This window comes from Niabella drilacis, assembly GCF_900101395.1.
Lineage (GTDB): Bacteria > Bacteroidota > Bacteroidia > Chitinophagales > Chitinophagaceae > Niabella > Niabella drilacis.
The window spans coordinates 15,041-27,871 of the sequence record NZ_FMZO01000010.1 but is presented as its reverse complement, the minus strand read 5'-3'; the positions used below and the strand labels follow the sequence as shown (position 1 = coordinate 27,871).

The window sequence follows — 12,831 nt, the reverse complement described above, 5'->3', positions numbered from 1 at the left end:
TGTCGGCCGTCAGCGGTCATTTTTCAGCTTCGATCATCGGGAAAGAAACAGGATTTAATTTGTGTCAACGTTCATTGTGAATGGGGAATAAAACAACAGGGATGAGGTGGATCAGACCTTGGACCTTGGCCTTTAAACCGGTCTCTTCTTCAGGCTATGGAGCAAATGATGTCGCCAGGTCAACGTCGGCGTGTTGCCAGGCTTTAGAAAATCGTTGGCTTACAAGCTGTGCCTCCTGTGCTTTTCCCTGTTTTTGAAGTGCCTGCTCCAATCCCGCCAGTGCCCATCCGTTTTCTCTCCAGATCGCTAAATCTTCCCGGTATGTTTTTTCCGCCTGACTGAATTTTCCGGACTGCAGCAATGTGGCTCCGAGGTGATGCCGCACAGAAAAGAACCAATCCGGCGGCTCATTATAATTCAGGTTGTCTTCAATGGCAATAGCTTTATTGAAAGCGGCAACAGCGTTGCCATACTCCTTTTTGTTCCGCGAAATTTCCGCGGTGAGTACCTGCACAGCAATCTGTACGATATCGTTCATGCTGTTGATATCCCAGATGGTCAGCTCTTTCAGTATGGTATCTGTGGCCAGGTCATTCAACTGTGCCAGTTCTCTCTGTGCGCCGGTCATATCCTTTTTCCCCAGGAGGGCCATACCCTTTGCGTAATGTTGTATGGCGCGGGGATAAATAAGGTCTTTGCGCTCGGGCTTCATAGCGAGGATGCTATCCCATAAGGCAAATTTTACAGCTACAAAATAGGGAATGGCATAATAGTGCTGCAGCGTGCCCCAGCCCGGCTCTGTCATCACGTCTTTGGCCGTTTTTTCCTGCACCTGCCTGGCCGCCATCCACGCAAGTTTTGAGTTGCCTTCAAAAGTGGCCGTGGCCGCCAGGTAATGGTAGTTATGCAGGTAGTAGGCAAGGGGGTAGGCGCCCTGGGCGTGACATGCGGTTACATAGATACTGTCTGCTTTGATGGCATTCAGATTGGCAAGCGAACCCAGGTGATAGTCCCCGGTCCAGATATAGATATGGGAGGGCATGTGCAACAAGTGCCCGGAGCCGGGCACCAGCTGCATCAGCAGCTGAGCACTGGCCAATCCTTTTTCAGGTGTTTTGGATGCTTCCACAGCGTGGATGTAAAAATGGGGAGCACCGGGATGTTTGGGGTATTGCCGGATCAGCTTTTCGAGTATGGTTACAATTTCAGGCGTCCAGGGTTTGGGTGCTTTTGTTTTTTTATCATACAGATCCCAGGGGTGCAGGTCCATCAATGCTTCTGCATACAGAGCGCTCACATCCGGGTCGGTGGGATACGCGTCATATACCCTTTTCATGGCCCGGGCAAAGGCACTGTCGAGGTGCCCGCGGCTTTTGGGCGCCTGCTCCGTATACCGGTGCTCCAGGGCCCGGATCAGGGCTTTTTCTTTTGGTGTACAGCCGGCGGACAACGCAAGCGCTTTTTGAGCCGCCTGCCATGCCCGCTGGTAATTGTCGTCTTCCATGCCCGCATTATAATTAGGCCCCAATACATAGGCAAAGCCCCAATAAGCCATGGCACAATTGGAATCGAGCCTTGTGGCTTCAAAAAACGAACGGGCCGCTTCTGCATGGTTGAACCCGTAAGCCAGCATCATGCCCTGGTTGAAATAATCCTGGGCTTCTTTGCTGGAGGTAGAGATCTTAAACTGGATGCCATCCAGTCCTTTAAACAAGGGCGCTTTGGTGCCTGCCGTATACCATGCCTTATCCGTGGTGGCCGGTGCACATCCAATCCGTTCTTTCTCCGGGGTAACGGTGGTTGTATCCACTTTTTGCCGGGGTTCTTTGCAGCCAATGGCTATGAGTAAAGTGGCTATGAATAAGGCTGAATTTCTCATGCTGATAATTTTGGAGGCTTAAAAAATGAAGGCAGGGCGCTGGTACACCTGCAAGCCGGCAAACACAGGGCCTGCAAGTAAAGTTACAAAACAGGGGAAGATTGCGGGTAGCCAAAAATGGTGAGGGGGGGGTGTTGGGACGGTGGAGACCTGGGTGACGGGCAGGCGCAGGTATGATGGAAGCATTTGTAATCCTGTTCTTCAAAAACTATATGTCGCCCCGGTCCCGGCTGTCACCCAAGTAGCTTACCCGTATAAAAAAACACCCGAAGCGCTGGCTCCGGGTGTTTGTATAAGGGCTGAAAATTATTCAGCCTGTTTTAATTTGGTTTGATCTTCTGTAAGAAAAATATCCTCGTTATTCCGCTTCATCAGGTATTTTTCCCTGGCCAGCTTTTCGATGGTGGCCGGATCGGTTTCGAGATCGGTCCGGATCTTATGCAGCTCAATCAGTTCTTTGTTGTAGTGGTCCTTGCTTAGCTCCAGGTCATTGAGCTCCTTACGGCGCTCTACGATGGAGAACAGGTCGTTCTTATCCAGGAACAACATGATGACTAAAAAGCCTATGGTAGCCAGGAAAAACTTATTGGTAAGGAACCGCGAAATTTTACTGAGCGCCTTGCGCGGCTTCTGCGGGTCCGTTTCCTGCACGGGCTCTTTTTCGGGGACAAAATCAACAAATGTTTCCATGCCTGATATACCGATTTGCTAATGAGCTATTGATGCTTTTGCCAATGTCTGTACCGGAGTACAAGGGAGTGACACAACGAAGCTGATAGCAGCACGAACGATGATCGAATAATTATTTCTTACCAAATTTAATGGTTCCTTTCGGATAAACCGCGCTTTCGCCCAATTGTTCTTCGATACGGATCAGCTGGTTGTATTTTGCGATCCGGTCGGTACGGCTTGCAGAACCGGTCTTGATCTGTCCGCAATTCAGCGCCACGGCCAGGTCGGCGATGGTCGTATCTTCAGTTTCACCGCTTCTGTGGCTCATGATGGTATTGTAGCCATTATGCTGCGCCAGGGTTACCGCATTGATGGTTTCGGTGATGGTACCGATCTGGTTTACTTTTACCAGCAATCCGTTGGCAATGCTTTTGTCGATACCCTGCTGCAGGCGGGTTACGTTGGTTACAAACAGGTCATCACCTACCAGCTGGCATTTGTCGCCTACAGCCTGGGTCAGTGCCGCCCATCCTTTCCAGTCGTCCTCAGCCATACCATCTTCAATGCTGGCAATGGGGTATTGTTTTACCCAGCTTTCCCAGAATTTTACCAGCTCATCGCTGCTTACGGCTTTGCCGCTGCTTTTATGGAATACGTATTTTTTCTTTTTGGCATCCCACAGCTCGCTGTTGGCAGCGTCCATGGCGATTACGATCTGAGAACCGGCTTTGTAGCCAGCTGCATCGATCGCGGCCAGTACGGTTTCGATGGCTTCTTCGTTGCTCTGGATATTGGGAGCGAAACCACCTTCATCACCCACGTTGGTGCTGAAGCCTTTTTTCTTCAGAACGGATTTCAGGGCATGGAAGATTTCAACACCCCAGCGCAGTCCTTCGCTGAAGGTAGAAGCGCCGATGGGCATTACCATAAACTCCTGGAAGTCGATCTTATTATCGGCATGTGCACCACCATTGAGAATGTTCATCATGGGGATGGGCAGGGTTTTGGCGTTGGTGCCACCTACATAACGGTATAAAGGTAAACCCGCTTCTTCAGCTGCTGCTTTTGCAGCAGCCATACTTACCGCCAGCAATGCATTAGCACCTAATTTTCCTTTATTGGGGGTGCCATCCAGTTCGATCATCAGCTGGTCGATACCGGTTTGGTCCGCCACATCATAACCCAGCAATGCAGGGGCTATAGTGTTATTTACGTTCTTAACAGCTTTTAATGTTCCTTTTCCCAGGTATTTTTTCTTGTCGCCGTCACGCAGCTCCACGGCTTCGTGGATCCCGGTGCTGGCTCCGCTCGGAACGGCCGCGCGACCCAGGGCGCCCTCGTCTGTTAGTACATCCACCTCGATAGTAGGATTACCGCGGCTGTCCAAAATTTGTCTGGCAAATACCTCTGAAATGTAACTCATTGGAAAAAATTGAAAAATTTTTTAAAATTTGATTTGTGGCCGCAAGTTAACGAATCGTTTGCGTACGGGAAACACTATGAAAAAAAAATTAAGATTCGTTAACGAACGGTCGAAAGTATTTTATTTAAGAGCCTGTTTAAATTTTATTGATGGAATTTATTATGAAGCTATTTTGGAGCGAAACAAGGAAAATTTTGCAGGCATAGTAGGCCACTATGGCGAAAAATTTAACGCAGTTGCAGCCCAAAACAGCCATAATAAAGCCATTGAATGAATTTTAAACAGGCTCTAAGATCTGACGGCCTGAAGCATTGCCAAACGGTCATTAAAGGTTGAGCCTGGAGCAAATAATGTTCGCAACCCGTTCCCCGTCCATTGCGGCGCTTACAATGCCCCCCGCATACCCGGCTCCCTCGCCGCAGGGATAAAGGTTTTGAAGCTGCGGATGCTCAAGGGTATCTTTGTCACGGGGGATCCGTACCGGCGAGGAAGTGCGGGATTCCGTGGCTACAATGACGGCATCGTTGGAGTAATAGCCTTTTATCTTATTGCCGAAGTGTTGAAAACCCTGCTGCAGGGCGGTGGTTACAAAAGGCGGCAGCACCTCCCATAAGGGAGCGGAATGAATCCCCGGCAAATAGGAACAATCCGGGAGCGAAGGTGAATGCCTGCCCTCACAAAAATCAACCATACGCTGGGCGGGCGCCACCAGCCGGCCACCACCGGCCTGAAACGCGAGCTGCTCTACCCATTGCTGAAAGTAGAGCAGGAAAAGCGGACTGTTGGCGGCTGCACCATAGGCCTTTTTAAATGCGGGGACTGCATGTACATCCTTCTCGGCCACCTGTACCACAATGCCGGAGTTGGCATAGGGATTATTGCGTTTGGAGGGCGACCAGCCATTGACCACGATCTCGCCCTGGCCGGTGGCGGCAGGGGCGATGATGCCGCCGGGGCACATGCAGAAGGAGAACACGCCCCGGTCACCTACCTGCTGTACCAGGCTGTAGGAAGCTGGGGGAAGCCATTCACCGCGGGCAGGGCATTTGTATTGGGCCTGGTCGATCAGTGTTTGCGGATGCTCTGCCCTTACGCCCAGGGCAAAGGGCTTGGCTTCGATCTGCAATCCTTCATTGTGCAGCAGGTGAAAAATATCACGGGCCGAGTGTCCTGTTGCCAGTATCACAGCGGCTGCGGTAAAGGTATCGCCATCGGCGGTGGTTACCCCTTTGAGACTGTTTTTGCCGGTGATGAAGCCGGTTACCTTTTTATTAAAATGAACGGCACCTCCGCAGCGGAGGATCTGCTCCCGCATGGCGGTAATGATCTGGGGCAGCTTATTGGTGCCGATATGCGGATGCGCCTGGTACAATATTTTTTCTTCGGCACCAAAGCGCACAAAAGTATTGAGTATCTTGTTGATATCGCCCCGTTTGTTGCTGCGCGTATACAGCTTGCCATCACTATAGGTACCGGCTCCGCCTTCTCCGAAACAATAATTGCTTTCGGGGTTCATGATGCCCTGTTTATTGATGGCTGCCAGGTCACGCCTGCGGGTGCGCACATCCTTGCCGCGTTCCAGCACGATGGGCTGAATGCCTTTTTCGATGAGCTGGAGAGCGGCAAAAAGACCGGCCGGACCGGCTCCTATGACCACTACTTTTTGGGGAGCGGAATGAACGTCTTTATAAACTGGCCGGACCAACTCCCGTTCGGTTGCCGGCTCATCCACGTAAACCAGCAGTGAAAGCTGGATCATCGGCTGGCGTCCGCGGGCATCAATGGAACTTTTTAAAATGGTATAACCGGTGACAGTGCCGGGCTTTATACCCAGGGCCCCGGCAATGTGCGGATGAAGCCGCTGTGTGTCCCCGGCTTCTTCAGGCTGAACGCGAAGGGTAATGGTTTGCTGCATATGTCCGATTTTTATCCGGAAAATTTTTGCAAAGAAATGAAAATTTTACGGCAGATGCCGGAACTTTATGCATATGAAAAAGCAAGCGCTCCTTTCTTTAACCGCGCGGCTGCTGAAGTTTGCCGAAAACGGGGATAAAACCGGCTGGACCTATATTGAAGTTCCGGCCGGTCTTGCCGGGGAATTGTTGCCGGGTAACAAGAAGGCCTTCCAGGTAAAAGGGTTTATCGACAGCCATAAGATAGCGGGCGTTTCGCTGCTGCCCATGGGAGGCGGTAACTTTATCCTGCCGGTAAATGCGGCTATGCGGAAGGGGATCCGGAAAAAAGAAGGAGCCCTGGTGGAAGTGCAGTTACAATTGGAAACAAAAAAATATGAGCTCAACCGGGAGCTGCTGGATTGCCTGGCGGAAGAACCGGAGGCTCTTGAATATTTCAGGTCCCTGGTGCCCTCCCACCAGCACTATTTCAGCAAATGGGTAGATGCCGCAAAAACAGATGCCACAAAAGTTACCAGGATCACCCGGTGCATCCATGGCTTGCAACGCAAATGGGATTACGGACAGATGATGCGGTATTTTAAGGAGCAATGATCTTGCTGGCTTTTATTCCCTGCAGATTCGCCGGAAAATTTCAATAGCAAGGAACGCTAAGGTTCTGCCAGGTCTGCAGAGCCACTCATGCCAGCATCCACCGGATCAAAATATTACTGTTTCATTTTTCTTGATCCAATACAAAGATCCCCTTCCGGAATTCCATCTGTCCATCCGCTCAAAAATTTGATCCGTTCATTTGCGGCATCTGCCAGTATATGGTATTTACATGCAGTTGCTGCACTTCCATATGCTATCCGTTCCTGGCTGATGAAAATGGTATTTAAATCAGCCATTCGCATTTCGAGCCATAAACGCTGCGACTTTGTTATTGCTGCACAAAATTTGAATCCAGGTTATGTTCTTTGACGATCTGTGTAAATAGCGCTTCCACCATACTATCGGCCTTTTGATAATCCAGACAGGGCTTTTCGCTATAAATGTTCATTTTAGTTCTGGTGTTCACCGCATCGGGTTTTGTTCCAAAAAGTAGAAAACTGCAAATGATCAAAAGTACGACACTCATAACTGGCATTGGTTTTGGATTTCTTTTCATAATGTAAAGTTTTTTTGATTTGTCATAAAGTTAAAAGAATAAGGAGATCATTGGACCGGGGATGCAACAATTCTCTTTTGTCAGAACTCTTGCTTTACCGACATTTGCAGCAACTAAGCCAGACAACATGAATATTGATTTGCAAAAAATCAGGAGCCCTTTTTTTATTGGTATTGCCGGCGCCGGCATGAGTGCGATTGCACAGTACTTGCAGGGTACGGGAAAGCAGGTTTCCGGGAGTGATCGTTTTTTCAACGAGGGGAAGGCCGGTGATATCAAAGAGAAGCTGGAAGCCGGGGGGATCCGGTGTTTTTTGCAGAACGGTGCGGGCATTACCCCGGATACCGACCTGGTGGTAGCATCGACGGCCATCGAAGATACCGTGGAGGAAATCCGGAAGGCCCGGGCACTGAATATTCCGGTAATGCATCGCTCTGAACTGCTGGCTCTTATTGCAGCCAGCAAAAAGACGATCGCCATTGGCGGTACCAGCGGCAAAAGCACTACCACGGGGATGCTGTTTGACATTTTGCAGCAGGCGGGGATGCACCCTTCCGTGATCAGCGGGGCCGGCCTGGTGAGTCTTATTAAAAAAGGAAAGATCGGCAATGCCTTTGTTGGATCCGGAGAATGGCTGGTGATTGAAGCAGACGAAAGCGACGGGTCGATCGTGCAATACCGGCCCGAAATAGGCGTGCTGCTGAATATTGAAAAAGATCACAAGGAACTGGAGGAGCTTATGCGGGTTTTTGAGACCTTCCGGAACAACAGCCGGTTGTTTTGTGTGAACCGGTCCAATATGCATTCGGCTGCATTATCTGCCAACCCGGCTCATGATTTTTGCGTGGACGAAACCTGCACCGGTGTGGGGTTCCAGGCTACGGAATTTGTGCAGGATGGATTCCACATTGCATTTAAAGTAAATGGTGAGCCCTTTGGCATACGGATCCTGGGGCAACATAATATGGAGAATGCGGTGGCCGCTACAGCCGCCGCCGTAATTGCCGGTGCTTCGCTGAAAGATGCGGCCGCTGCTTTAGCGGGCTACGAAGGCATTTACCGGAGAAGCCAGGTGCTGGGTGAAAAGAATGGGATATGGGTGGTGGATGACTTTGCACATAACCCCGTTAAATGCGCGGCAGCCATCCGCTCCTGTCAGCCGGTTTCTGATAAAGTGGTGGCATGGTTTCAGCCGCATGGGTATACACCCACCAAGTTTTTACGCAAAGAATTTGTGGAAGAGATCGGCAATGCCTTAAGACCCCAGGATGAGATCTGGATGAGCGAGATCTTTTATGCAGGGGGAACCACTACAAAAGATATTTCTGCCAGTGACCTGATCAGTGACCTGAAAACCCGGGGTAAGAATGCTTATTTTGTGGAAGACAGGGAACAGTTGCTTGCCGCAATGGATGGGCATCTGCAGCCAGGCTCCACCCTGCTGCTGATGGGTGCCCGCGATCCTTCGCTGGAGCAATTTGCCAGGGAGATTTACCACGGGCTTTAAATGGCCGCCCTTGCAGTAAGGGCCTGGGTGTAATTTTTTGGCTGAAAAAGATAGAAGCACATTACCATCAGCAGGCTATAGTTGGTAGCATCGCTGGGGTTTTCGCCTTCCACGGAACAAACAGCTACGGGCTTTTGACCTGCTTCATCAATGATCTCAATAACATTATTATTGTCATTTTTGAAATTCAGGTAAAAGCGCTTGTCATCCACCTCGATGTATTTCTGGCGTCCTTCACGGGAGATTTTCCCCAATTCAGCCCCATACTCATTCTCCAGCACCCGCTTATTTTTAAAAAGGCCTTTCTTTTTATAGTGAAACAGTCTCTTTTCCCCGTCTTTTGATTCCAGGTAAACCGAATCGGATTTCGGTTTGTATGCGAGGGTTAGCATTTTTTGACCATTGTACCACAATCCAAATCCGGTGTTACCAAGGCTGGATGTAATAGTCTTCCATTGCATAACAAAAAATTTATGATGCAAAGGTACAAGGTAAATGGGGCGATCCCGTACCGTTCAAAAGAATTAATGTAAACTTAATATAAACTTAATGTTGGGGTTATTTTGTGCACAATTGATGCACAGGAAGGGGTACATATGCGATAACGGGTTATTTTAATTACCCATCCTGCCGTGGAGGAGCAAATATACCAGTACGAGGAGAAGGAGCAGGATGAGGACGGAAGCATAGAGCCACCATTGCGGCTGTAAATGACGTTTGCTGCGTTCTTTTCTTTTCTTTTCCGTACGTTTTTTCAGATCCCGGTTCAGGGCTTCAGCGATCAGCATCAGGCGGTCCGGGTGCTCCATTTCCTGCAGGCCTTCCAGTGCATCATTATAAAAAGGATCCTCCAGCAATTGCCGTTCTACTTCATGTGCGGCTTCTTTATCCAGCTGTTGCCGCAGGTATTGAAGCAGGGTTTCCTGGCTTACATCTTTATTTAAATGGGATAATATGTCTTTTAAATCTTCAGCCATTCTCGTTTTTTGCTTTTTTAAGCATTTTTTGGATCAGCAACTTCAGGTTCCTTTTTCCGTTCTGGATATAGCTCTTTACCTGCAGCAGGCTATAGCCTTCGGAGGCACTGATCTCCTGGTAGCTCTTTTTTTCCAGGTAAAACAAAATTACTGATTGCCGCTGCTCCACGCTCAATGCATCCAGGGCATCTTTTAAAAGTTCCGGGCTGATAGCTTCCTGTTCCGGTACCTCTTCGTCCCGCGCTGCAACAGGATTGTCCGCAGTCAATTCCACGGGTACCATCCGTTTTTTATCGCGCAGCATCGTAAGACAATGGTTCTTTGCTACAGTGTACAGCCAGGATTTAAAGTAGTCGATCCGGTACTTATGCACTTCCTGGATCACCTTCAGGAAAACCTGCTGAACGGCATCCTGTGCCTGTGTTTCATCCTTCAGGTATTTCATACATACCCCAAAGAGCAGGAGCGTATAGCGTTCCAGGAGGATCCCCAGCCAGGAACTATCATGTTCCTGCAGGTAACGCCGGAGTAGTTCCTGGTCATCAATATGGTCATAACGGCCGTTATTCACGCAAATAAAGATATTTAAAACTACAGATCCGTTTGAACTTTCTCAAAAAAGTTTAAGCGGCTTTTATAGCTAAGATGCAAAATCACTCAGATTCCATAGTCCCCGGGGAGAATGGGAAATTTAGTGTTCTGCATTTCATATTTTACATTCCCCGCAGGGGTCCCTATCTTTATTCTTTTAAAAGCAGAGTTATGAAACAGGGAATGGTAGTGGTGCCCGCAGCACCGGTCCGGAAAAAACCGCATCATAAATATGAAATGGTTAACCAGCTGTTGTTCGGGGAAAAAGTGGCCATACTGTCGGCTAAACGAAAGGGCTGGGTTAAGATAAAAAGCCTGTACGATGGTTACAAGGGCTGGGTTACCCAGCATATGATCCGGGAAACCGGCAGGGATGCCTCAAAAAATGGGGCCCCGATGCTGGCAGGGGCATTATTAAATACCATACTGGTAGACGGGCTGCCTATGCATATTCCCATGGGGGCTTTTATATGGTTATCCGGGGAAGGCCGGATGGTTGCGGGGAACCGGGAATACCGCTACGGGGGCGCCCTGGCCGCACCTGTTACAGACCCCGCCGGTATCCGGGCTGCTATTGAGCAATATGCCCGGCAATGGCTCAATGCCCCATACCTGTGGGGCGGTAAAACAATACTGGGTGTTGATTGCAGTGGTTTTGCGCAAACCATTTTCAAAATGGCGGGGATCGTACTGCAGCGGGATGCCTGGCAGCAGGCCCAGGAGGGGCTGGTTGTAAAAAAATTGCAGGATGCACGGCCCGGGGATCTCGCCTTTTTTGACGATCAACAGGAGATCGTACATGTAGGGATCCTGCTTGGGCCTGATCAGATCATCCATGCTTCCGGCCAGGTACGTATTGATACCATTGATAAAAAGGGGATCATTAATGTTGAAACAGGAAAGCGCACACACCGGCTCAAGCTCATTAAGCGAATGCCGCAGCTCACCTGAACATCGGGAGAATGTTGCGGTAGAAGTAAAGATTGTCTGCCAGGAAACCGCTTGGGACTGCCCGGTTATTAATGTATTTCATACGAAGGGCAACCAGCAGGCCCAGCTGCCCGTCGTCTTTCACAAACCATATCACGGATATGGGGGGCGCCAGGTTTGAATTTTTTGCGTGATTGGTAATGGCGCCTTCGCGGATGCCTCTGATATTGGTTAGCGGGGCTTCACTCTGAGCGGCAAGGTCCCTTTTTATTTTATTATTGATGCGCTTGTATTCTTTTTTCAGGGCTTTTACCGTTTGTGCCGTGCTATCGAAAAAACCGGTTATTTCATAGAGCATGATGGTGTCTGCTATCGGCCGCCTGCCCTGGAGCACCCGCTGTTTTTCGCCCAGCGTCATTTCCACTTTATTGGCCCGGATGGAGAAGGGGTTGAAAGATTGATAATCACCTTCTATGGAAAAAAGACTGGTGTCGGTTTTATTAACAGTTCTTGTAATGGTTAACCCGGGGTCTGTTTTAACGGCATTAACAAAGGCCGAGAACTGACCGGTAAACGGGTTTACCCGGAAGTAGTCTTTTACAACCGTATAGAAAAACTGGTCCTGGGCAGCAATGGGGCTTCCCAACGCAAAGGAACATATGAGGATCAACAGGTATCTCATACGGCTTAAGGATCTCAGGACATTTCTTTGAACTTCTTTTTATAATAATCGATGGCTTCGGATATAATGGATAATGCCGTTTCCTTATCCTGGAAGGTATCGATCTCTACTTTTTTGCTTTCAAGCACTTTATATTGCTCAAAGAAATTGCGCATTTCCAGGAGGAAGTGATGGGGAAGCTCATCAATGTTTTCGTAGTGATTCACGGACGGATCATCAATGGCTACGGCAATGATCTTATCATCGCGCTCACCGCTGTCGATCATCTGCATATTACCGATCACCTTGGCCCTTACCAGGCATAGGGAACGGATGGGCTGGGAGCAAAGCACCAGTATATCCAATGGGTCGTGATCCTGCCCCAGTGTTTTGGGAATAAACCCGTAATTAACGGGATAGTGAAAGGATGAATAGATGACCCTATCCAGTTTTAACAACCCGGTTTCTTTGTCGATCTCATATTTGGCACGCGAACCTTCCGGTATTTCAATGATCGTATTTACAATTTCAGGTGCTCCCGCTCCATAACTAACGCCGTGCCATGGGTGTGTGATTGTTGCCATCGTATTCATTAATTTTTAGTCAAAAAAGAACCATGCTGCCCGGCTCTTTCTATTAAATCAAAAATAACAAGTTTTTCAATCGGAATGTTGATCGGCAGCGATTTATTGTAAAGGCATTTTATTTATGGGCGTCAAACAGGTATTTGAAATCCACCAGCCAGGCTCCGTCTTTTTTTACGACCCTGAGGGTGTCCCTGTTGTTCTTGTAATAAGAGTTGGAATACACGATGATGCTTACAGAATCATTCAGCAACTTGCGTTCATGGATATTAATGGTGGCATCCCAAAGGCCCTGTTTTTCATCGGCGCTGCGCGGCATACGGGCTACTGCATCCAGGCGTTCGTCATTGGCAGAGTCATGGAGCATATAGTTCGCTGCACTTTTAAAGTTGCCCCTGAGGGCGGCCTGTATAAAATCCCTTGCCGCATCAATATCCGAATCGCCCGGCTCATCTTTATCTGCTTTATCGGGCAAACAGGCCGGCAATAAAAAAAGCAGGAATAAAAAGTAAAAACCAATTCTTTTCATTCCTGCAAGATAAAC

General features: G+C 48.9%; 16 protein-coding genes. 4 read left to right on the top strand and 12 right to left on the bottom strand.

What is annotated here, in order from left to right; genetic code table 11:
• Positions 1-154: 154 nt before the first annotated feature.
• The 3 genes from BLS44_RS16855 to eno form a co-directional block, all read right to left on the bottom strand.
• On the bottom strand, positions 155-1,879 hold the full coding sequence (locus tag BLS44_RS16855; protein ID WP_090391400.1) for a tetratricopeptide repeat protein: 1,725 nt from the start codon (positions 1,877-1,879) through the stop codon (positions 155-157).
• 306 nt (positions 1,880-2,185) lie between these two features.
• Positions 2,186-2,569, bottom strand: a complete 384-nt coding sequence (locus BLS44_RS16850; protein ID WP_090391399.1) for an FtsB family cell division protein — start codon at positions 2,567-2,569, stop codon at positions 2,186-2,188.
• Between the two features lie 112 nt (positions 2,570-2,681).
• Entirely contained in the window at positions 2,682-3,974 is a 1,293-nt protein-coding gene (gene eno, locus BLS44_RS16845; protein WP_090391398.1) for a phosphopyruvate hydratase, read from the bottom strand.
• Positions 3,975-4,050: 76 nt separating this feature from the next.
• On the opposite strand from eno, the gene BLS44_RS16840 reads away from it, so the two are divergent.
• Complete coding sequence (locus BLS44_RS16840; protein WP_090391397.1) at positions 4,051-4,248, top strand: hypothetical protein; 198 nt, start codon at positions 4,051-4,053, stop codon at positions 4,246-4,248.
• 51 nt (positions 4,249-4,299) lie between these two features.
• On the opposite strand, the gene BLS44_RS16835 is transcribed toward BLS44_RS16840, so the two are convergent.
• Positions 4,300-5,889: an NAD(P)/FAD-dependent oxidoreductase gene (locus tag BLS44_RS16835; protein WP_090391396.1), complete on the bottom strand. Its 1,590-nt coding sequence runs from the start codon at positions 5,887-5,889 to the stop codon at positions 4,300-4,302.
• A gap of 73 nt (positions 5,890-5,962) precedes the next feature.
• On the opposite strand from BLS44_RS16835, the gene BLS44_RS16830 reads away from it, so the two are divergent.
• Positions 5,963-6,481 carry a DUF1905 domain-containing protein gene (locus BLS44_RS16830; RefSeq protein WP_090391395.1) on the top strand — a complete coding sequence of 173 codons (519 nt, stop codon included), beginning with the start codon at positions 5,963-5,965 and terminating at the stop codon, positions 6,479-6,481.
• Between the two features lie 113 nt (positions 6,482-6,594).
• Here the strand turns inward: BLS44_RS16830 and BLS44_RS26610 are convergent, their stop codons facing one another.
• Both BLS44_RS26610 and BLS44_RS16820 read right to left on the bottom strand, forming a co-directional pair.
• Complete coding sequence (locus BLS44_RS26610; RefSeq protein WP_090391394.1) at positions 6,595-6,777, bottom strand: hypothetical protein; 183 nt, start codon at positions 6,775-6,777, stop codon at positions 6,595-6,597.
• 32 nt (positions 6,778-6,809) lie between these two features.
• Complete coding sequence (locus tag BLS44_RS16820) at positions 6,810-7,007, bottom strand: hypothetical protein (protein ID WP_090391393.1); 198 nt, start codon at positions 7,005-7,007, stop codon at positions 6,810-6,812.
• 157 nt (positions 7,008-7,164) lie between these two features.
• On the opposite strand from BLS44_RS16820, the gene BLS44_RS16815 reads away from it, so the two are divergent.
• Entirely contained in the window at positions 7,165-8,544 is a 1,380-nt protein-coding gene (locus BLS44_RS16815; protein WP_090391392.1) for a UDP-N-acetylmuramate--L-alanine ligase, read from the top strand.
• On the opposite strand, the gene BLS44_RS16810 is transcribed toward BLS44_RS16815, so the two are convergent.
• The 3 genes from BLS44_RS16810 to BLS44_RS16800 form a co-directional block, all read right to left on the bottom strand.
• Positions 8,541-9,005 carry a hypothetical protein gene (locus BLS44_RS16810; protein ID WP_090391391.1) on the bottom strand — a complete coding sequence of 155 codons (465 nt, stop codon included), beginning with the start codon at positions 9,003-9,005 and terminating at the stop codon, positions 8,541-8,543. The two genes, BLS44_RS16815 and BLS44_RS16810, sit on opposite strands and share 4 nt — an antisense overlap.
• A gap of 153 nt (positions 9,006-9,158) precedes the next feature.
• Positions 9,159-9,521, bottom strand: a complete 363-nt coding sequence (locus tag BLS44_RS16805; protein ID WP_090391390.1) for a hypothetical protein — start codon at positions 9,519-9,521, stop codon at positions 9,159-9,161.
• Entirely contained in the window at positions 9,514-10,092 is a 579-nt protein-coding gene (locus BLS44_RS16800; RefSeq protein ID WP_245729245.1) for an RNA polymerase sigma factor, read from the bottom strand. Before BLS44_RS16800 ends, BLS44_RS16805 begins: the two co-directional genes overlap by 8 nt.
• Positions 10,093-10,283: 191 nt before the next feature.
• Here BLS44_RS16800 and BLS44_RS16795 point away from each other — a divergent pair, with 191 nt between their 5' ends.
• Positions 10,284-11,063: a C40 family peptidase gene (locus tag BLS44_RS16795; RefSeq protein ID WP_090391388.1), complete on the top strand. Its 780-nt coding sequence runs from the start codon at positions 10,284-10,286 to the stop codon at positions 11,061-11,063.
• On the opposite strand, the gene BLS44_RS16790 is transcribed toward BLS44_RS16795, so the two are convergent.
• The 3 genes from BLS44_RS16790 to BLS44_RS16780 all read right to left on the bottom strand — a co-directional run bounded on the left by BLS44_RS16790 (position 11,056) and on the right by BLS44_RS16780 (position 12,816).
• Positions 11,056-11,724: a hypothetical protein gene (locus tag BLS44_RS16790; RefSeq protein ID WP_090391387.1), complete on the bottom strand. Its 669-nt coding sequence runs from the start codon at positions 11,722-11,724 to the stop codon at positions 11,056-11,058. The two genes, BLS44_RS16795 and BLS44_RS16790, sit on opposite strands and share 8 nt — an antisense overlap.
• Positions 11,725-11,738: 14 nt before the next feature.
• On the bottom strand, positions 11,739-12,287 hold the full coding sequence (locus tag BLS44_RS16785; RefSeq protein ID WP_090391554.1) for an inorganic diphosphatase: 549 nt from the start codon (positions 12,285-12,287) through the stop codon (positions 11,739-11,741).
• 118 nt (positions 12,288-12,405) lie between these two features.
• The gene (locus BLS44_RS16780; RefSeq protein ID WP_245729244.1) at positions 12,406-12,816 is read right to left on the bottom strand and encodes a hypothetical protein; all 411 of its coding nucleotides are present in this window, start codon (positions 12,814-12,816) and stop codon (positions 12,406-12,408) included.
• Between the last annotated feature and the right edge of the window lie 15 nt (positions 12,817-12,831).